This window comes from Bowmanella yangjiangensis, from assembly GCF_017255015.1.
Taxonomy (GTDB): Bacteria; Pseudomonadota; Gammaproteobacteria; order Enterobacterales; family Alteromonadaceae; genus Bowmanella; species Bowmanella yangjiangensis.
The window spans coordinates 104,325-123,386 of record NZ_JAFKCS010000012.1; the positions used below are offsets into that span (position 1 = coordinate 104,325).

General features: G+C 51.1%; 18 protein-coding genes. 8 read left to right on the top strand and 10 right to left on the bottom strand.

Annotation, left to right across the window (positions count from 1 at the left end; all coding sequences use genetic code 11):
- The 7 genes from recG to gmk form a co-directional block, all read right to left on the bottom strand.
- The coding region (gene recG / locus J0A65_RS13300; RefSeq protein WP_232849944.1) for an ATP-dependent DNA helicase RecG at positions 1–1,685 on the bottom strand (1,685 nt) is incomplete at its 3' end.
- Positions 1,686–1,688: 3 nt separating this feature from the next.
- Entirely contained in the window at positions 1,689–2,321 is a 633-nt protein-coding gene (locus J0A65_RS13305) for a peroxiredoxin-like family protein (RefSeq protein WP_206594674.1), read from the bottom strand.
- A gap of 85 nt (positions 2,322–2,406) precedes the next feature.
- The gene (gene trmH, locus J0A65_RS13310; protein WP_206594675.1) at positions 2,407–3,162 is read right to left on the bottom strand and encodes a tRNA (guanosine(18)-2'-O)-methyltransferase TrmH; all 756 of its coding nucleotides are present in this window, start codon (positions 3,160–3,162) and stop codon (positions 2,407–2,409) included.
- 9 nt (positions 3,163–3,171) lie between these two features.
- Positions 3,172–3,558 (bottom strand): RidA family protein, encoded by a 387-nt coding sequence (locus J0A65_RS13315; RefSeq protein ID WP_206594676.1) that lies wholly within the window; start codon positions 3,556–3,558, stop codon positions 3,172–3,174.
- Between the two features lie 10 nt (positions 3,559–3,568).
- Positions 3,569–5,689, bottom strand: a complete 2,121-nt coding sequence (gene spoT / locus J0A65_RS13320) for a bifunctional GTP diphosphokinase/guanosine-3',5'-bis pyrophosphate 3'-pyrophosphohydrolase (protein ID WP_206594677.1) — start codon at positions 5,687–5,689, stop codon at positions 3,569–3,571.
- A gap of 124 nt (positions 5,690–5,813) precedes the next feature.
- Positions 5,814–6,089 carry a DNA-directed RNA polymerase subunit omega gene (rpoZ, locus tag J0A65_RS13325; protein ID WP_206594678.1) on the bottom strand — a complete coding sequence of 92 codons (276 nt, stop codon included), beginning with the start codon at positions 6,087–6,089 and terminating at the stop codon, positions 5,814–5,816.
- Positions 6,090–6,186: 97 nt separating this feature from the next.
- Complete coding sequence (gene gmk / locus J0A65_RS13330; protein ID WP_416135309.1) at positions 6,187–6,858, bottom strand: guanylate kinase; 672 nt, start codon at positions 6,856–6,858, stop codon at positions 6,187–6,189.
- Positions 6,859–6,924: 66 nt separating this feature from the next.
- On the opposite strand from gmk, the gene J0A65_RS13335 reads away from it, so the two are divergent.
- From J0A65_RS13335 to J0A65_RS13355, 5 genes are all read left to right on the top strand, one after another.
- Positions 6,925–7,596 carry an alpha/beta hydrolase gene (locus J0A65_RS13335; protein ID WP_206594679.1) on the top strand — a complete coding sequence of 224 codons (672 nt, stop codon included), beginning with the start codon at positions 6,925–6,927 and terminating at the stop codon, positions 7,594–7,596.
- 62 nt (positions 7,597–7,658) lie between these two features.
- Positions 7,659–8,054: a DUF2914 domain-containing protein gene (locus J0A65_RS13340; RefSeq protein ID WP_206594680.1), complete on the top strand. Its 396-nt coding sequence runs from the start codon at positions 7,659–7,661 to the stop codon at positions 8,052–8,054.
- A 114-nt stretch (positions 8,055–8,168) separates the two neighbouring features.
- Positions 8,169–9,098, top strand: a complete 930-nt coding sequence (gene hemC / locus J0A65_RS13345) for a hydroxymethylbilane synthase (protein WP_206594681.1) — start codon at positions 8,169–8,171, stop codon at positions 9,096–9,098.
- A gap of 2 nt (positions 9,099–9,100) precedes the next feature.
- A complete protein-coding gene (locus tag J0A65_RS13350; RefSeq protein WP_206594682.1) occupies positions 9,101–10,954 on the top strand; it encodes a uroporphyrinogen-III C-methyltransferase in 1,854 nt (617 codons plus the stop codon).
- The gene (locus J0A65_RS13355) at positions 10,951–12,117 is read left to right on the top strand and encodes a heme biosynthesis HemY N-terminal domain-containing protein (protein WP_206594683.1); all 1,167 of its coding nucleotides are present in this window, start codon (positions 10,951–10,953) and stop codon (positions 12,115–12,117) included. The genes J0A65_RS13350 and J0A65_RS13355 overlap by 4 nt, the downstream gene beginning before the upstream one ends.
- Positions 12,118–12,275: 158 nt before the next feature.
- On the opposite strand, the gene J0A65_RS13360 is transcribed toward J0A65_RS13355, so the two are convergent.
- Positions 12,276–13,181: a LysR family transcriptional regulator gene (locus J0A65_RS13360; RefSeq protein ID WP_206594684.1), complete on the bottom strand. Its 906-nt coding sequence runs from the start codon at positions 13,179–13,181 to the stop codon at positions 12,276–12,278.
- 82 nt (positions 13,182–13,263) lie between these two features.
- Here J0A65_RS13360 and J0A65_RS13365 point away from each other — a divergent pair, with 82 nt between their 5' ends.
- The 3 genes from J0A65_RS13365 (at position 13,264) to J0A65_RS13375 (ending at position 16,297) form a co-directional block, all read left to right on the top strand.
- Complete coding sequence (locus tag J0A65_RS13365) at positions 13,264–14,484, top strand: multidrug effflux MFS transporter (RefSeq protein WP_206594685.1); 1,221 nt, start codon at positions 13,264–13,266, stop codon at positions 14,482–14,484.
- A gap of 91 nt (positions 14,485–14,575) precedes the next feature.
- Complete coding sequence (locus tag J0A65_RS13370; RefSeq protein WP_206594686.1) at positions 14,576–15,442, top strand: discoidin domain-containing protein; 867 nt, start codon at positions 14,576–14,578, stop codon at positions 15,440–15,442.
- An 87-nt stretch (positions 15,443–15,529) separates the two neighbouring features.
- Complete coding sequence (locus tag J0A65_RS13375) at positions 15,530–16,297, top strand: substrate-binding periplasmic protein (RefSeq protein WP_206594687.1); 768 nt, start codon at positions 15,530–15,532, stop codon at positions 16,295–16,297.
- Here J0A65_RS13375 and J0A65_RS13380 read toward each other — a convergent pair.
- Together J0A65_RS13380 and J0A65_RS27375 are read right to left on the bottom strand one after the other, a co-directional pair.
- On the bottom strand, positions 16,290–18,317 hold the full coding sequence (locus J0A65_RS13380) for a GGDEF domain-containing protein (protein ID WP_206594688.1): 2,028 nt from the start codon (positions 18,315–18,317) through the stop codon (positions 16,290–16,292). The genes J0A65_RS13375 and J0A65_RS13380 overlap by 8 nt on opposite strands.
- A gap of 328 nt (positions 18,318–18,645) precedes the next feature.
- Positions 18,646–19,062: TCP-1/cpn60 chaperonin family protein (locus tag J0A65_RS27375; protein ID WP_332874345.1), on the bottom strand; the 417-nt coding region annotated here is incomplete at its 5' end.

Sequence of the window (19,062 nt, forward strand, 5' to 3'; positions counted from 1 at the left end):
CTGGCATTGGGCACATCCACCCCCACTTCTATCACCGTGGTGGCCACCAGCAGATCCAGCTCACCATCCTTAAAGGCCTGCATGACCCCTTGTTTTTCGGCGGCTTTCAGGCGGCCATGCACCAGCGCTACACGCAGTTCAGGCAAGGCCATAGCTAAGGCCTGGGCGGTATCTTCGGCGGCCTGACATTGCAAGACTTCAGATTCTTCAATCAAAGTACAGACCCAATACACCTGACGGCCTTCGGTTTGACAGGCCTGACGTACCCGGTACACCACTTCGTCACGGCGGCTGTCCGGGATCACCACGGTTTTCACTGGTGTTCGCCCAGGTGGTAATTCATCGATAACCGAGGTGTCCAAATCGGCGTAGGCGGTCATGGCCAGAGTACGGGGAATGGGGGTGGCGGTCATAATCAGCTGATGCGGTGCCATCCCCTGTTGCTGGCCTTTTTCTCGCAGCGCCAGGCGCTGGTGTACGCCGAACCTGTGTTGCTCGTCGATAATCACCAAGGCCAGATGATGGAAATTCACGCTTTGCTGGAAAATCGCATGAGTACCCACCAGCATTTTAATCTCGCCACTTTGCAAACGCTCCAGCAGCGCTTCACGGGCTTTACCTTTAAGCTTGCCCGCCAGCCAGCCCACTTCAATCCCCAACGGCTCAAGCCACTGGCGGAAGTTATTGGCGTGCTGCTCGGCCAAAAGTTCGGTAGGTGCCATTAGCGCTACCTGATAGCCATTGCCTATAGCGGTTAACGCCGCCAATGCCGCCACCAGGGTTTTACCCGAGCCAACATCCCCTTGCACCAAGCGCATCATGGGGCAAGGCTTGAGTAAGTCTTGCTGAATCTCTTCCACTACGCGGCGCTGGGCGTTGGTGGGTGAAAAAGGCAAGCTGCCAAGAAAACGTTCCAGCAAGGCAAAATCTGGTTTGAGCGACAGTGCCAACTGAGCATCGCTGTTTTGCCTGAGCTTAAGTACGCTTAGGTGGTGAGCCAGCAGCTCTTCCAGAATCAGCCGCTGCTGCGCCGGATGTTCGCCACTTTCCAGCAGCGCCAGACTGACATCAGGGCCGGGTCGGTGCACCAGCATCAAGGCATTTTCCAGGCTGATTTGGTTGTTGTACATACCATCCGGCAGCAGTTCAGCCAGGCCACCTTTTTGTAACAAGGCCAGGGCCTGATCGGTGAGACTGCGCAAACTTAGCTGCTTAAGCCCTTCGGTGGTGGGATAAATCGGCGTGTAAGCGTCTTCAACCGGCTGGTCAAGGCTGTCTTCGCGCTGCACCCGGTATTCCGGATGCATCATTTCCAGGCCGTATTTTCCGCGTCTGACCTCGCCAAAACAACGAATACTCAATCCGGGTTTAAGGGCTTCGCGCTGGGCAGCGTTAAAATGAAAAAACCTCAGGGTCAGGCTGCCAGTGGCATCCTTAACCCTGACGGTGAGCATGCGCTTTTTACCAAACTGGATGTCGCTGGAGTGAATCTCTGCCTCTATAGTGGCGTGGATCAGCGGCATCAAATTCGCAATAGGATAGATACGGGTGCGATCTTCGTAGCGCAGTGGCAGATGAAACAACAAATCCTGCACTGTCACTAAGCCAAGCTTCTGCAGCTTTTCCGCGACCTTGCTTCCTACCCCTTTAAGTTCGGTAACTTTCCGATATGCCAGTGACTGCATCCATCATGATTTTATCGCCAGTTTGGCCGCATAATACATCAACTGCGGGTCGACTCGTACCTTGTAGTTAGGGTTCACGTACTGAAATTGAATCATGCCGTCTTTATCCAGCACATAAGCCGCCGGTACCGGTAACACAATACGGTCACTGCCAGGCAGGGTGGGGAAGGTATTGCCCTTCCATTCGCGGTATTTTGCCGCTACGTCATCCGGCAGATAAAACGCCAGACCAAAGGCGCGAATAGCCTCAAGATTAGGGTCGGATAAAAGCTTGACCTGATAGTCAGTATCAAATTTTTGCTCGTTTAGGCGTTCGGGTGAGTCAGGTGACACCGCCAGGATCTGATAGCCCAGCGCAGTAAACTGTTTTTCCACCGGCTGAAAACCGGCTAGCTGGGCATTGCAGTATGGGCACCAGCCGCCACGATAAAACAGGATAACGGTGGGCTTGCTGGCCACCAGCTCACGCAGGTTTACCGCTTCACCCTGGGCCGTTTTAAGAGTGATATCCGGGATCTGCTGACCATTTAAAAGTGGGGTAACATTTTCGGGGCTGTCAGCCACCTGGCTGCGATCAAGGGCATACAAGGGGCTGGCGATCAGCACCAAGACTAGGGCCAGACGTCGAATCAACATATTGGAGGGCTCCGTTTTTTATTAAGACCCTCTATTGACCTTGGATAGGACGGCTTTCTTTCAAAAGCCGCGTTAGATATCAGCTTTAGTCAACCTGACCAGACTCAGCCATCTTACGTTGCCAGCCAGTACGTATGCTGATTTGTTCTTCCAGCTCCACCCGGCCATCCTGCTGCATCACCTGCCACCACTCGGCATCGGCTTGAATCTGGCCTTCATCGTCGATATGCGGATAGTCCAGGCCTTTTAAGCGGCACATATAAGCAAGCTTGGGGTAGCCTCCTTCGAATAGAATGCGCTGACATTCCGTTTCGTCCAGCCGCGGCTGTGCAAACATACCGGCCTGCTGACGCTGACGCTGTGCTTCATAAAGGATAAGCGAGCCAGCCACTGACACATTCAGTGACTGCACCATACCCAGCATAGGAATAATGATTTCCTGATCGGCACAGGCAATGGCTTCGTCGCTGGCACCCGTGCGTTCCTGACCAAACAGGATGGCGGTTGGCTTGGTGTAATCCACCTCACGAAAATCCACCGCTTTGTCAGACAGGTGGGTGACCAGCACCTGCATTCCCTGGGCTTTAAAATGCGCCAGGGCATCAGCGGTGGTTTTGTGGGAGTGCAACTTCAACCAGTTTTGGCTACCCACCGCAGTGCCACGCCGGATCTGATGCTTGGTAGCCCAGATAGCGTGCAGGTGGTGAACACCTGTGGCGTCGCAGTTTCTCATCATGGCCGCCAGATTATGCGGCTTGTGAACCTTTTCCAGGCACACGGCCAGGTCAGGTTGACGCAACCCCAGCATATGGCGGATGCGCCGATAACGATTCGGAGTCACAGGCCTGCCTTACTCCGGCAGTTCCATCACACCGTCTATTTCGATCTGTGAACCTTTTGGCAGCTCTTTGACGCCAATAGCCGCACGAGCAGGATAGGGCTGCTTGAAGTACTGACTCATGATTTCGTTAACTTTGGCAAAGTTTGACAGGTCAGTCAGGAAAATATTGACCTTGGTCAGGTCGTTAGTGCTACCACCAGCGGCTTCACACACGGCTTTGACGTTTTCAAACACCTGACGCGCCTGGGCTTCGAAGTCTTCAGAGACCATTTCCATGGTTTCAGGTACCAGCGGGATCTGGCCTGACAGGTAAACGGTGGTCCCAGACTTAACAGCCTGGCTGTAAGTACCAATAGCTTTGGGGGCCCGGTCTGTGTGAATAACGGACTTAGACATAAAAACTTCCTTAGGAATTTTGTTTTGATTGGCTATGACGAGAGACTTTTTGCACTTCCGGCATGGTGCGAATCTTTCGCATGATATTTGCCAGATGGATGCGGTTGCTTGTCGTAAGCTCTAAATCAATATAGTAAATGTTACTTTCTTTTTCTTCTGTCTGCAGGCTGATGACATCGGCATCAGCCGCTGCAATGGCATTGGTCAGCTTAGCCAGGGTGCCCTGACGGTTTACCAGCTCAACCCGAACCGATGCCTTAAATTCACCCTGGGCATCTGCTTCCCAGTTCATTGGCAACACCCTGTGGGGTTCTTCCTTCGCCAGCTTGCGAATGTTACGGCACCCGCTCTGGTGAATTACCATGCCCCTGCCTGGGCTGAGGATGGCGATAATATCGTCCCCCGGGATGGGATGGCAACAACGGCCGTAACTTACCAACAAACCTTCGGTGCCTTTAATTGCCACTTTACGGCTACGATCAGAGGCATCCGGGTCGTTGTCGCCCAGTAGGCGGCGTGCCACAATAGCCGACAGTTCGTTGCCCAGGCCGATATCCGCCAGCAATGAATAAAAGTTGTCGTGCTTGGTTTCTTTTACCACTCTGTCGATATCCGCTTCGGGAATATCGTCCAGCTTGACACTACCCAGGGCATGACGCAGCAATCGACCGCCCATGCTGATGGCTTCTTCGGAACGCTGCTTTTTAAGGTATTGACGAATATAGGAACGGGCCTTGGCGCTCACCACAAAGTTCAGCCAACTGGCATTAGGTTTGGCCCGCGGCGAGGTAATAATTTCTACCGACTGGCCATTTTCCAGCGGTCGGTTTAACGAGTAATTACGCCTGTCGACGCGCACACCCACACAGGAGTTACCGATATCTGAATGCACGGCATAAGCAAAATCCACTGCCGTGGCGCCCATGGGCAATTCGATAATGCGGCCGTCCGGGGTAAACACATAAATCTCTTCAGGGAACAGGTCGGTTTTAACGTTCTCAATAAATTCCACCGAAGAGCTGGCACTGTGTTGTAGTTCCAGCAGCGACTGCATCCATTTTCTGGCCCGGACCTGCGCGGTGGTGCCACGGGTATCCCCTGGTTCTTTATACAACCAGTGGGCGGCTACCCCTTTGTCGGCCATATGATCCATTTCCAGGGTACGAATCTGAATTTCTACCGGAATACCATGAGGGCCAACCAACGAAGTATGCAGTGACTGATAACCATTGGTACGGGGAATGGCAATATAATCTTTAAAACGCCCTTCGATAGGCTTATACAAACCGTGCATTGAGCCTAAAGCCCGATAGCAGCTGTCGATGCTTTCCACGATCAGGCGAAAGGCATAAATATCCATCACCTCATTGAACAACAACTCCTTGTTCTTCATCTTGCGGTAGATGGAATAAAGGTGTTTTTCCCGGCCTTTCACTTCCCCGTTCAGACCACTATCCTGCAAACGCAGTTCTATCTCTTTTTGGGTATTTTCGATAATCTCTTTACGGTTGCCACGCGCTTGTTTGACCGCCGACTTCAAGGCACGGTAGCGCATCGGATACATGGCCTGGAAACCCAGATCTTCCAACTCGTTTTTAATGTCGTGAATACCCAGACGGTGCGCCAGCGGCGCATAGATTTCCAGGGTTTCCAGGGCGATACGGCGGCGCTTATCCGGGCGCAGAGAGCCCAGGGTGCGCATATTGTGAGTGCGATCCGCCAGCTTGATCAGAATGACCCGGATATCCTGAGTCATGGCCATGATCATTTTGCGGAAATTCTCGGCCTGAGCTTCTTTTTTGCTGCGAAACTGGATCTTGTCCAGCTTACTTACCCCTTCCACCAAATCGGCAACAGACTCGCCAAAGTGATCAATCAGATCGGCTTTGGAAATGGGGGTATCTTCGATGGTGTCGTGCAATAAGGCCGACATCAGGGTTTCATGATCCAGGCGCATATCGGCCAGGATGCCAGCAACGGCAACAGGGTGAGTGATATAAGGGTCGCCACTTGAACGCATTTGCCCGTCGTGGGCATCCCGCGCGACCACATAGGCGCGCTGTATATCTGACACCTGCTCAGCAGGCAGATACTCGGAGACTTTTAGCTTCAGTCCTTCAAACAGATACACGTTGTTTCAAATCAGCTGCAGGGTTTGTGGATAGAATACGGAGATTTTGGCGTGAAGCCAATGACGGAACGTCAATCGGGACAATAGACCCAGACGATTAACGTTCCACCAGAAAGGAATGACCTTATTGCTGGCCAGCCAGGATATTGGCAACAGAGGCGAATTCAGCGCGCTCTTGTTCTTCCTGAACGCGGATTTCATCGGCGTCCATGCTGTCAGCAGTGACCAGGCCTTTTTCGATTTCGCGCAGAGCGACAACGGTAGGCTTGTCATTTTCCCATTCAACTTTGGCGTCTCTGCCTTCGGTGGCCAGTTGGCGCGCACGACGGGCGGCGACCAGCACTAGGTCAAAACGATTGCCAATCTGTTCTACTGCATCTTCTACGGTTACACGGGCCATTAAACACTCCGTCAGGCATGATTCGAAAAAGGTCGCGTAGTTTACCGATATTCGCGACCAATGAAAAGGTCAAAGCTTAAACAATAGGCCTTATTACTCAGTCTTCTTTCAATAACTCGCTAAACAATTCCGCATGACGAACGGCTTGCTTGGGTTGTTGCAAGCGCTGGCTGATAACCAAAGCTTCAATTTCATTCAGCGCGCGATCAAAATCTTCGTTGACCACCACATAGTCAAACTCGTTGTAGTGGGAAATTTCCGCCCGGGCTTTGTCCATACGATCAGCAATCACTGCCTCGCTATCCTGACCCCGTGATTGCAAACGACGCAACAACTCGGCACGAGATGGCGGCGCGATAAATACCGTAATGGTTTGCGGCATCAAGGCCTTAACTTGACGAGCGCCCTGCCAGTCGATATCCAGAAACACATCAATACCGCGCTCAAGGGTGTCAGCAATGGCTTGTTTAGATGTACCGTAATAGTTACCAAATACCTCGGCCCACTCAAAAAACGCGTCTTGCTTAATTAGTTGTTCGAACTCGTTCTTATCAACGAAATGATAATGCACACCGTTTTGCTCGCCCGGTCTCGGCTGGCGAGTGGTATGAGACACAGACACTTGCATAGAACGGTCCTGATGACGTTCAAGCAGGGCCTTAATTAAGCTGGACTTACCGGCACCAGAAGGCGCCGCGAGGATAAACAGGTTTCCAGAAGCCATGGGTAGATAAAAACTCGTGAGGCTACAAAAAAGCAATGTTAGCATAAGTTTTTACATGCATATCAAACCAATAACCGCAAGCAGCGGACCCACACCGACAAGGAGCACTATATGAGTTCAACCCTGCCATACGTAGAAGTTAATCCCACAGGCAAAGCGGACGCCGTGGTTATCTGGCTGCATGGGCTGGGCGATTCAGGTAATGGTTTTGCCCCTATAGTGCCTGAGCTTAAGTTACCGGAAAGCTTAAATGTCCGCTTCTTGTTTCCCCATGCACCGGTGCGCCCGGTGACCATCAACAATGGTATGCAAATGCGCGCCTGGTATGACATCAAGTCACTGGATTTTGAAAACCGCGCCGATATTGAAGGCGTCACCGAGTCGATGGCACTGGTGAGAGAATTGGTTGAAGCGCAGATGGCCAGTGGCATTCCCTCAGAACGCATTCTGTTAGCCGGCTTCTCTCAGGGTGGGGTTATTGCTTACCACCTTGGTTTGCGCTTTGAGCACAAACTGGCGGGTATCATGGCGTTGTCCACTTATATGTGTCAGCCGGAGAAACTCGCCGAGCAGCGCCACTCTGCCAACCAGAATACTGAAATTCTGGTGGCCCATGGCCTGTACGATGAAGTGGTGCCCTGCGCTTTGGGCAAGGCCGCATTCAGCTTATTGGAAAGTCTGAATTACCCGGTCAAATGGCGAGATTATCCTATGCAGCACAATGTTTGCCTGGAAGAGATTCAGGAAATCTCCCAGTGGCTGAGTAAACGCTTTAGCGCCTGACTGGAGAGCTGAAAGGGGCTGACCTACACTGATTGCCACACCTTCAGTGATAGGAACCTGTTATGCGCAACATTCTTCTCCTTATGCTGGCGCTGAGTTTCAGCTTTAGTGCCAGCGCAGATATCGAACAAAGTCAGCTAACCAGTGGCGTTGATGCCCGGCAACCTCGTGATGATCTCGGCAATGAGGTATTTGGCAGAAGCACCGAGGTTACCCAAGTGTATTTTTACAACCTGGTCACAGATATGGCTGGCCAGCAGCTCACCCATAAGTGGTTACATGAGGGGGAACTGATGGCTGAGGTAACCTTGAATATTGGCAGTAATCAATGGCGAACCTGGTCTAGTAAGCGTTTGCTACCGGCCTGGAATGGCAATTGGCAGATCCAGGTATGGCAAGGTGAAACTTTACTCGTCAGCAAAGACTTTGTGTTTACTCTGGCGCAGCCGGATTATTAGTTCTGCTGCAAACTGGACAGCATTGATCCGCATCAGTGCCAAAGCTGCGACGCCAATGCTATCATCTGGCCATTGAATTGATGGCGCGCGGCGTCCAGGTAGTTAAGGCAAGTCATGACATCCAGAGTTATTCGCATCGCAACCCGCAAAAGTGCCCTGGCCATGTGGCAGGCAGAGTTTGTACAAGCTGCATTGCAGCAAGCCCATCCAGGTTTGCAGGTTGAACTATTACCTATGACCACCCAGGGCGACCGTATCTTAGATACGCCACTGGCCAAGATTGGCGGCAAAGGCTTGTTTATCAAAGAACTGGAAGTGGCCATGCAGGAAGGCAGAGCCGATATTGCTGTGCATTCCATGAAGGACGTGCCGGTGGAATTTCCCGACGGTTTCGGGCTGCATGCTATCTGTGAACGGGAAAATCCCTTCGATGCCTTTGTATCCAATCACTTCACACACATTGATAAGCTGCCGGAGGGTGCCGTAGTAGGCACCTCAAGCCTGCGTCGCCAATGCCAGTTAAAGGCCCGCCGCCCGGATATTCAAATCCGTGATTTGCGCGGCAATGTGAATACCCGTCTGGCCAAACTGGATGCCGGTGAGTATGACGCCATTATTCTGGCCTGTGCCGGTTTAATCAGACTGAATATGCAGGACAGGATCCGTCATCATATTGATGCAGGCCAGTCACTGCCAGCGGTCGGCCAAGGTGCGGTTGGTATTGAATGTCGTAATGACGACATGCAATTACGTGACCTGCTGGCGCCCTTAAATCACGCAGATACCGCTACCCGGGTACTGGCAGAGCGCGCCATGAATGCCACCTTGCAAGGCGGCTGTCAGGTGCCGATTGGCAGCTTTGCGGAACTGGACGGCGACCAGCTGTGGTTACGCGGCCTGGTCGGTGCGGTGGATGGCTCCACCCTGATTCAGGGTGAGATCCGCGGCAGTCGTGAGGATGCAGACAGATTGGGTAAAACCCTGGCTGAGGATCTGCTGGCGCGTGGTGCCCGTGAAATTCTGCAAGCCCTTTACCAGAGCTGACCATGAAGTTTTTGCTGCTACGGCCAGCTGGGAAGTGCCAGGCCAGTACTCAGAGATTAAATGACGCCGGGCTGCCTACTGTGGGTTACCCTTTGCTGGACATTGTTGCCGACCAGCAGGCTATTGAAAGCATAGCCGGGCTGCTGAACGGTCTGCCAGCGCAAAGCAAAGTGATCTTTGTCAGTACCTCAGCCGCTGAGCTGGCTTTACAAGGCATGCAAGGACAATCCTGGCCGGAGCACCTCAGTTATTTCGCCGTGGGTCAGGCCACAGCCGCAAAACTGCAGGATGCCGGTGTGCAGGTGCAGTTCCCAGAAAGGGAAGACTCGGAGGGCTTGCTGGCACTGGCCGAGCTGATGTTGGTTAACAGCATGCAGGTGCTGCTGATAAAAGGCGACGGGGGGCGTGAACTCATTGCCCAAACCCTGAGGGAGCGGGGCGCTGAGGTAAAACCTGTCAGCCTCTATCAACGTCGTGTAGCAGATAATCCACAAGCAACCGAAGCTTGGCAAACCGACCAAATAAAATGCATTATGGCTACCAGTGGCGAGTTGCTCGATGCGGCATTCGCTAAACTGGATAACGATTGGCTACGCCATACCCCCTGGATTTTGATTAGTGCCAGGTTATTGGACAAAGCCAAGAGTAAAGGTATCCAACAAGTCATTCTCAGCCACAATGCCTCGGATGCGGCGCTGATTAAAGCCGCCAGACAGTTTATGGAGCAACATGAAATGGCCGACGCCCCAGAAAAACACATTGAAGCGCCAAGCCAAACAGAGGCAGTAACGCCAACCCAACCGCAGCCGCCAAAAGCGCGCGGAAATGTCTTATTGTGGCTGGTCACGCTGGTCAACTTGCTGTTAGTGGTGGGCTTGGCCGGTGGTGGATACTGGTGGTGGCAACAGCAACAACAGGTCGCTTTGCAGCAACAGTCTCAGTGGCAGGATACCCAGCAACGATTGGCGGGTCAGGAACAGGTACTGGTAAACCGTTTAGACAGTGCGCTGCAAGCATCGGCGCAGCAGCGCCAACAAAGCCTGCAAGCCAACCAGGAAAAATTGCAATTAGTTGAGCAACAAGTGCAAAGCAATCTTCAGGCCCTGCGTGATATGAACGGTAGACGTCCCAGCGACTGGTTACTGGCCGAGGCCGATTATCTGGTGCGTATGGCTGGTCGCAAACTGTGGCTGGAACAAGATGTAAATACCGCCTTACTGCTGCTGGCTGATGCGGATCAGCGTCTGGCCGATTTGGCTGATCCCAGTTTGCTGCCCATCAGACAATTGCTGGCCAATGATATGCAAAGTGTACGACAGCTGGACACCCAGACCCCGACCAAGGTTAGTCTCGAACTGGGCGCCTTAATGGCAGGTCTCGACAGTTTGCCTATGGATATGGTGGTGTTACCTGAAAGCAGCGATGAAGAACAAGCTACTCAGACCCTAAGCAATGATGTCAGTGACTGGCAAGCTAACCTTAAACGCAGTTGGCGCGCGCTGGTGGATGATTTTATTACCGTGCGTCGACGCAACGCCGAGACTAAGCCGTTATTGAGTGACAAGCAGCAGTGGTTGGTCAAAGAGCAACTGCGTCACTATTTAATGCTGGCCCAACAAGCCGTGTTCAGCAATGACGCCGCCAACTATCGTCAAGCTCTGGAGCAGGCCCAGTCGCTACTGACCTTCTATTACGCCATGCAAGACAGCCAGGTTAGTGCCTTTGCAAACAATCTGGAGCGCTTGTTGCAAACCGATATTGAAGTTCGCTTACCAGGTCGTTTGCAAGCGGCAACGCCACTGGAACAAATACTGGCCGAGCGGGTGGCAGGTGCATTTCAGGACAGCCAATCATGATTCGCATGGCGCTGCTGGTCAGCCTTTTACTGATTGGTCTGATAGCCGGCCCTTTGCTGGTCGGTCAGAAAGGTTATGTGCTTATCGCCCTGGACAACTGGACCATAGAGATGACGGTAATCTCACTGGGCTTAATCATACTAGCCGCCATCATCGGCTTTTTGTTACTGGAGTGGCTGGTTAAACGCCTGCTAACCTTGCTAACCGGCTCGCGCCGCTGGCTAGGTGGCTGGGGCGAGAGAAAGCGCCAGAAGGCCTTTACCCGCGGTTTGGTGGCATTGGAAGAAGCCAATTACCAGGAAGCAGAAAAGCAACTTAGTAAAGTGGACAGTGCAGCCTTTAACGGCCTGGATTTACTCGCCTCTGCCCAGGCTGCGGCAAAACGTAAGCAATGGGACAAGGCTCGTAGTTTGTGGGAGCAAGCACGCCTTTACCCAGCGGCGGAATTAGCGGCCACCTTGCATCTGGTCAAACTGGAGATACAGCAACAACAGCCTAAGGTTGCTTTAGGCCTGCTGGAATCCTTGTCAGAAAAACACCAGCAGCATCCCAGAGTCGCCCTGCTGTGGGCCAAAGCCTTGGCCCATGCGGGTCGCTGGCATGAACTGCAAGACCGCCTTAAAGGCTGGAAAAAAACCCTGGGACTGGAAAAATACGATTTCTGGATGCGCCAGGCGGCGCAAGGCGTGTTCGCCGAGATTGCCAGTAAAGAAGGGGCGAACCAGCTTAAACAAAACTGGCAGGGACTACCAAGGGCCAAACGTCAGGATCCCGCTCATCAGGCCGCCTATGCCGAACAATTGATGGAGCAGGGCATGCATCAGGACGCTGAACAGGTCTTAGTGGAAGGTCAGAAACAAGGGCCTCATCCCTTGTTGCTGCCGCTATTCAAAAAGCTGCGTAGCGGCAACCCGATGGCCGCCATGCGCAAACTGGAAGAATGGCTAAAACAGGATGAGCAAAATGCGGATTTGCTTTCAGCCTTAGGCCATCTGGCCAAACATGCCAAAGACCTGGCTCTGGCAGAGAAAGCGCTGACCAAAGCCCTGAGCCTGCGCACTAATCAAGATGACTTACTGGCACTGGCTGAAATCAAGGAAGCACAGCAGGATAGTCACCAGGCGTTGGCTTTGTACAAGCAAAGTTTGCAGGCAGGAAACTAACCTGCAGCGTGTTCCGCTTATGCCCTTGGCGATGCAGACAAGGGCTTTCTTCTGCAAAACAGATTAACACCATCAATTTATATCGCTATATGTGATTATTGGTTTTCCCTACCTTACTACCCTGTGCGAGCGGCGGTTCTTGTGTCGCCATTTTTCATTCAGCTAAGCTCTGACGACCTAGCCCGTTCTAACAACGCACCTCTAACCCACTGATGCAAAGCGCTGTGATGTAATCTGTGATGCCAATACAAATACACCTTCATAGGTTCGATATTGAAGGGCAAAGGCAAAATCTTGATAGGGTATCGGGTGGCCAGATACTGGGCAAAACTCTCCGGCAAGGTAAAAATCAGGGGCGAGCCTTTGAGCAAAGGCGGAATCTGGCTAAAGGTTGGTAGTCTCAGGGTTACATTTCTGGCCTGACGAATATTTGCCAGTGCCGAGTCAACTCTGCCAATCAAGTTCTCTGCCACATTAAACACCCCATGTTTATGTGACAGATAAGTCACAAGATCGAAATTCTGTGAGTTTAACCTGCTGTTTTCTTCCACAACCGCAACAAAGGTATCGGTTCTCAGCACCTGGCGATGCAGACCACTGCGACTGTTATCCAAGGGCGTAATGGCAAAATCCAGTTCCGCCGAAATTAACCGTTCGCAAGCGTCCACACTTTGCTGACGGAAAGACAACACCAGATTAGGGGCCTGCATCTGCATCTCGCGAATGTTGTCGGCCAGCAACAACACATCCATATCAGTACTGGAGATTCGAATTGTTTGTGTGGCGCTGGCCGCCGAAAAACCCTGTGAGCGGCCTAACTGTTTAATCGCGGGGAGCAACTCATTGAGCTGCAGCTCTATCTCCATTGCCTTAGGGGTTAACAGATAGTCATTACCCGCTCGTACTAATAAGTCATCGTTAAACTGACTGCGCAGTTTAGCCAGGATCCGACTCATTGCAGATTGGCTTAGATTGCATTTTTGTGCCGCCCGGCTGACATGCTTTTCACGTAACAGAGCATTCAACGCTGGTAGCAGATTCAGGTCGATCATCTTGGCAATCATCAATAATTTGCATATCACCTATACAGATTATGCATTGGAGACATGATTCTGTCTGCACTAAAATACAGCTACGGAGGAATTCATGCAGAGATCATCATCGAAGACCATCAACTGGGTCATCCTGTTGCTGGCATCCATCACAGCCGTTACTCCGCTGGCCATCGACATGTATTTGCCAGCCTTTGGCGCCATCGCTCAAACTTTTGACAGTGATATTTCCCTGGTACAGGTATCCCTGAGTACTTATCTGGCCGGTTTTGCCTTTTCCATGCTGATATGTGGGCCCATCGCCGATATTATCGGTCGCCGCCCACTGGCAATATGGGGTCTGCTTGGCTTTGTCGCCGCCAGCATAGGCTTATGCTTCACCAGCAGTCTGGAAATGTTCTGGCTGTTACGCACCGTCCAGGCATTGGCGGGAGGGGCTGCAGCCGTGGTAGTGCCCGGCATAGTGCGTCATATTTACGGCGAAAACACGGCCAAGGGCATGTCATATGTGTCTATGATCATGATGATTGCACCATTACTGGCACCCAGTATCGGCAGTCTGATTATGCACTGGTTTGACTGGCAGGCTATTTTTGCCCTGTTAGCACTTTATGCCTTTATATTGTTGTTGCCGTCAGTGAAGTGGTTACCCGAAATTCCTACGCGCCAACGAAATGGCTCCTGGAGCAAGCTGTTCTTTGCCAGCTATCTGGAAGTACTGAGTAACCGCCAGGCGCAGCCTTACATCGCCACCTCGATGTTTGCCTCCTTTGCGTTCTTTACCTATCTGACCGCGGTTCCCGTGGTGTATATGGAAGTGTTTGGGGTATCAAAGGAGCTGTTCGGCATTCTGTTCGCCGCGAATGTCATTGCTCTGATTGCCTGTAACTTCATTAACAGCCGCTTTGTCGGACGTATTGGCGCCAAGCGAATGTTGGCAGGCGCACTTTGCCTGGCCTGCATATCAGCTATCATGCTGGTGACGGTGAACTGGCTCGGACTCGGTCTTTATGCCACGGTAGCTTGTATTGTGCCACTTATGGCAGGACTAAGCCTGACCGCCGTCAACTCGGATGCCTTAATTCTGATTGCCTTTCCGCATCATACCGGCACAGCAACCGCAGTTATTGGTACCTTACGCTTTGGCAGTGGTGCCTTAACCGGCCCCCTATTGGCAATGTTCCATACAGGTACGGCCTTGCCCTTCTCATTATTAATGCTGGGCGCAGTATTGGCGGCCATTGCGGTCAAAATTGTCACTGTGTTGCATCAACGCCGTCAGGCCAGATTGCAGGTTAGTCTGGCCGTAGATTAACCATCAAGCGGTGCCAAAAATCTGTCGTTCCTTTTAGGTATGAAACTTGCTCTTCAAGCAATCAGGAGTGAGAACCACATAAGGAACCATTATGAAAGCACTGGTCACCGTATTAGCGCTACTACCCTCGCTGGTCTATGCCCAGGAGCAGAGCGACAAAGAATTTGTCGGAAAAGTGAGTAACCTTCGTATCGCGAAAAGCGGCAGCGTGCTGCTTGGCGTTAAGCAAGGCGAAGAAGATGAGCCAATTGCCTGTCGGGAAGGCGACTGGCCTATAGGCTTTGAGCTTGGTGACACCTACGCCAAAAATTGGTTGGATTTTCTGATGCTAGCCAGAAACACTAACCAGACTGTGCGTCTGGGCTATACCCCCGCAAATGGCGAACTATGCGAATTGCAGTATGTCGCCGCTATGCAGGGAGACGGTTTCGGCGGCATTGGCGATGAAGGAGACAAGCTGGTAGAAACCGGAGCACTGGGTAACGTCGCCTTAATCGGCTCCAACGGGTTAACCGAGACCAGCTTTAAGGCCAGCGGTCACTACAGTTCCGATGTTGCCGCGGCAGCCTTTGACGGCTACACCTTTAATGAACAGATTAACGACGACGCAGGTGAACGTATCAACCGGGGTCTGTGGTTAATAAAACGAGATGCCGACACACCCAATTGGTTGCAGGTCGACTTCGGTCAGAAGGTTAAGATTGCCGGGCTCAGGGTTGTGCTTAACCAGAAATCCACCGATCTGGGCCGTGGCCCCAGAGACATCACACTGCAGGTATCCAATGACGGTGACAGTTTTGCCGATCACGAGTCCTTCCGTTTATCCAGGGTAGCCGACCAAACCGGCAGTCTGGAATCAGCAGTATCGGCTCGTTACTTCAGATTGAAAGTGCACAACAACTACGGTGACGCCACTTTTATAGAAATCGATGAACTAGAGCTGTTTCAGAAGCAATGACAAAGTGGTAACTGTCGGCTATAGCTGATAGATAAGTTGAGCGTTAGGAGTAAGGTGGCCAAAAGGTCACCTTACTGTATGTAGCCGATGAAACCTCTTTACCTGCTGTTGTTTTTTAGCTGCTGGGCATTTGCGCGCCCCACTATACTGGTGGCCTACCATCATTCCCCACCCTACAGTGTGGTACACGCAGATGGTGGTGCCTCTGGCATGGATCTGGAGATTCTGCACCTGCTGGCCGACGAGCTGGATATGGATATACGCACTGTAAACTGTCCATTAAGCCGTTGTTTGCTGATGATGGAGCAAAGTCAGTTGGACTTAATTATGGGTCTGATTAAAACCCCCGAACGACAGAGCTTTCTTAACTTCATCGAGCCGCCATATTACCAGCTACAATCTTCCTATTCTTTCTACAAGCTGGCTGACAGGAATATTCAGATAGCGGAGTATGAACAGCTACGCCCTTACAGCATCGGCTTGACCCGCGGCGCCGTTTACTTTCCCAGATTTAATCAAGACAACGAACTACGAAAAGTACCCATTGCAACCGAAGAAATGCAGGTACAGTTATTACTGAAAGGGCGGATAGATCTTGTTATTAGTGTCGACTCCACCTTCGAATTTATGCTCACGTCAGTGGATGGGGCGGAGCAAATCCGTAAGGTTGACTATCAGGAGCATATGCCAGTGCAAAGTTATATGGCCTTGTCCAAGGCATCTCCGTTTAACGCCCGCATCGAAGAATTTGGCATCGCACTGAAAAAACTGCAGCAGCAAGGGCGTTTACATCAGGTGCTTCTCAAATACGGTATCGAATCCGCTACATCCCAGCCAAAAAACACCATTAAATAGCCTGAAGACTTACCACACAGTTACGCCCTTGCGCCTTAGCCGCATATAACAACTCGTCTGCTTTGCTGCACAAGCTTGTAAAATCTTTCTCGGAAGGGTTTGATGTCAACACCCCAAAACTGGAGGTAATCTGCACCTGAGTACCATCGTCCAGCATTAACGGGGTCTCAGCTACCTTAGCGCGAAGATTCTCGGCAATACGCAGGCCTGACTCGTAGTCGGTACTTGGCAACATCACCATAAATTCTTCGCCGCCGACTCTGGCCACAACATCACTACTACGCACATTAGCGCGGAACACATCGGCCACTAACGTCAGTACTTTGTCGCCGGTCTCATGACCGTAGGTGTCATTGATATTCTTGAAGTAGTCAATATCTGCCAGAATCAGCGTGAACGATGCTTGACCTGCTTGTGCTAACGCATCTCCGACAAATTTCCCGGTTTGCTGGCCATCCCATCCGCCTGGGTTATGGCTTTCGGCCCGATGGGCCCGTTCAGACTTCCAAAAGTCAGCAATCCTGGCCAAATTACCAGCCAGTTGTCTGGATACCAACAACCGTCCTTCCTTACTGAAATGTCGGTGATACCACTCGGTTAGGTAACGTCTGTTGTACAACCCTGTCAGTGTGTCGATTCTCGCTAAGCGGCCCCATTTGACCCGAGAGCGGTAAATCCACAATGACATTAGCAACAAACTAACCACACCAAGGGACAGCCACACCATCGCCTGCGCCATACCGGATACCGTTGCCTGCGCTTCTTCAATTTCCATCCGCTGCAGGACATTTTTCCAGTTCAGGTTATGGTTTTCATATTCAAGTCTTTCCAAGTCAAACAGCACTTGTTGCCTGGCCATGTCTTGTAAATGTTCCTGACTATTCAAATTCACATATTGCTGATGGTAGGTACTGAAGTTTTCAAATGCCTTTTGATAATCGCCTTGCGCCGCATAAACTTCCGCGGCCAATTTCAACAATTCGACCTGAGCTCGATAATTTGTGGTAGCACTGAGGATATGGGGTAAGGTTTCATCCAGATAACTAACTAACTCAGATAAGGCATTTCGGTCTAATAAACTTTGCGCTTTTAGCAACTGAAACTTGGCAATATAAAAAGGCAGCTTCTCTCTGTGCTGAAGCTCTTCTGCCAGTTGCATATGCTGCTGCATTAGATGCTGTTGCCGAAGCTCATGATATAAACCAGCTAATAACAAATTAATCCGAAAACGATAGCGTCCATCGCCTAACACCCTGGCCAAAGTCAAAGCCGACTGATAAGCATCTATAGCCTCTTCGCGCTGTTGCTGCTTTTCATGTAACTCAGCGATGTCGAGTTGCGCCAGCATCTGACTAAATGACATTTTGCGCGATTCAAAAAAGTGCTGCGCCTCTTGCAACATCACCTGAGAACGCTCAAAGCCATTCAGCTTCAACAACAACTGTCCCAGGGCAAAGGCAGCCCTACCTGTGACTTCCTCGTGACCAGAAGCTTCAGCCGCCTCAAGGGACGACATAATGGCAGCGTAAGAGCTCTTTAACGCCCCCTGATTATTCAGGTGGATTCCCTTGGTCAACAGTGCCTCAGCTTCTACCAGTAAATCACCACTGGCTTGCGCTAATTGCAGAATATCATCCAGTTGCCGGGCAGCATGTTCTGATTGACCTGTGTACAACAGCGCCTGAATAACCTTTAAATTAAGCTGTAATGCCTCGGAACTGTCTTTTGTAGCAATAGCTAAACCTTGTTCTGCGGCGGCCTGGCTTTGCGGGTAATCTTGCAGTAAGAAATTGATCGTGGCTTTAGCCAGATAATAACGAACCAATAAGTCTTCAGGCTGATTGACAACAAGCTGCTCCTCTTCCATCTGAGCCAATTCGGCATTGGCTTTTTCAGGCAAGGCATATACTAATTTTTCTACGCCAGACAGGCGGCTTTCAAAACCTTTACTGGAGTCCGAATTGGCGTAACTGTGCAATGAAAAACATAGCAATAGAAAAATTACAGTAGCAGTTCTCATATATGTGATTTATTCCAAAACCAGGATGCATTTTGTCAGGAAATTAATTAAACCCGGTGAGGGACATATATATTACCTCAACATTAAAAAAGAATGGATTATTATCAATGTGACAAATCTTTACCCCTAAATTATTCAACGCTAATTTTTCAAAATATTCTTTTTAATCATAATGTTATTGATAAATAATAAATTGATGATTGCGCTAATTAAATGGTGGGAGGGATACAAGATGATTCGCTGGAATTTAAAAGTTCTTTCAAACCATAAAAAAACCCGGCATATAAGCCGGGTTTTTAATGATTAAAGCGATGAATGCTTTAAGCGACTACATCATGCCGCCCATGCCACCCATGCCGCCCATATCAGGCATGGCAGGTGCATCGTCTTTAGGCATTTCAGCTACCATGGCTTCTGTGGTGATCATCAGGCTGGCAACAGAAGCGGCGAATTGCAGCGCACTGCGGGTTACCTTGGTTGGATCCAGGATACCCATCTCCAGCATGTCACCGTAAGTGTCATTACCGGCGTTGTAACCGAAGTTACCTTCACCACCTTTCACTTTGTTCACGACAACAGAAGCTTCAGCACCGGCGTTGGTAGAAATCTGACGCAGAGGTGCTTCCATCGCGCGCAGTGCCAGTTTGATACCATGAGTCTGGTCTTCGTTGTCGCCAGTCAGCTCGCCAACTTTCGCAGCGGCACGTACCAGAGCAACACCACCACCAGGTACCACGCCTTCTTC

Excerpts from the sequence above, each read along its gene's own strand:
- J0A65_RS13305 (WP_206594674.1), bottom strand. The coding sequence starts at position 2,321 with ATGTTGATTCGACGTCTGGCCCTAGTCTTGGTGCTGATCGCCAGCCCC.
- J0A65_RS13315 (WP_206594676.1), bottom strand. The coding sequence starts at position 3,558 with ATGTCTAAGTCCGTTATTCACACAGACCGGGCCCCCAAAGCTATTGGT.
- rpoZ (WP_206594678.1), bottom strand. The coding sequence starts at position 6,089 with ATGGCCCGTGTAACCGTAGAAGATGCAGTAGAACAGATTGGCAATCGT.
- gmk (WP_416135309.1), bottom strand. The coding sequence starts at position 6,858 with ATGCTAACATTGCTTTTTTGTAGCCTCACGAGTTTTTATCTACCCATG.
- J0A65_RS13335 (WP_206594679.1), top strand. The coding sequence starts at position 6,925 with ATGAGTTCAACCCTGCCATACGTAGAAGTTAATCCCACAGGCAAAGCG.
- J0A65_RS13340 (WP_206594680.1), top strand. The coding sequence starts at position 7,659 with ATGCGCAACATTCTTCTCCTTATGCTGGCGCTGAGTTTCAGCTTTAGT.
- hemC (WP_206594681.1), top strand. The coding sequence starts at position 8,169 with ATGACATCCAGAGTTATTCGCATCGCAACCCGCAAAAGTGCCCTGGCC.
- J0A65_RS13350 (WP_206594682.1), top strand. The coding sequence starts at position 9,101 with ATGAAGTTTTTGCTGCTACGGCCAGCTGGGAAGTGCCAGGCCAGTACT.
- J0A65_RS13355 (WP_206594683.1), top strand. The coding sequence starts at position 10,951 with ATGATTCGCATGGCGCTGCTGGTCAGCCTTTTACTGATTGGTCTGATA.
- J0A65_RS13360 (WP_206594684.1), bottom strand. The coding sequence starts at position 13,181 with ATGATTGCCAAGATGATCGACCTGAATCTGCTACCAGCGTTGAATGCT.
- J0A65_RS13365 (WP_206594685.1), top strand. The coding sequence starts at position 13,264 with ATGCAGAGATCATCATCGAAGACCATCAACTGGGTCATCCTGTTGCTG.
- J0A65_RS13370 (WP_206594686.1), top strand. The coding sequence starts at position 14,576 with ATGAAAGCACTGGTCACCGTATTAGCGCTACTACCCTCGCTGGTCTAT.
- J0A65_RS13375 (WP_206594687.1), top strand. The coding sequence starts at position 15,530 with ATGAAACCTCTTTACCTGCTGTTGTTTTTTAGCTGCTGGGCATTTGCG.
- J0A65_RS13380 (WP_206594688.1), bottom strand. The coding sequence starts at position 18,317 with ATGAGAACTGCTACTGTAATTTTTCTATTGCTATGTTTTTCATTGCAC.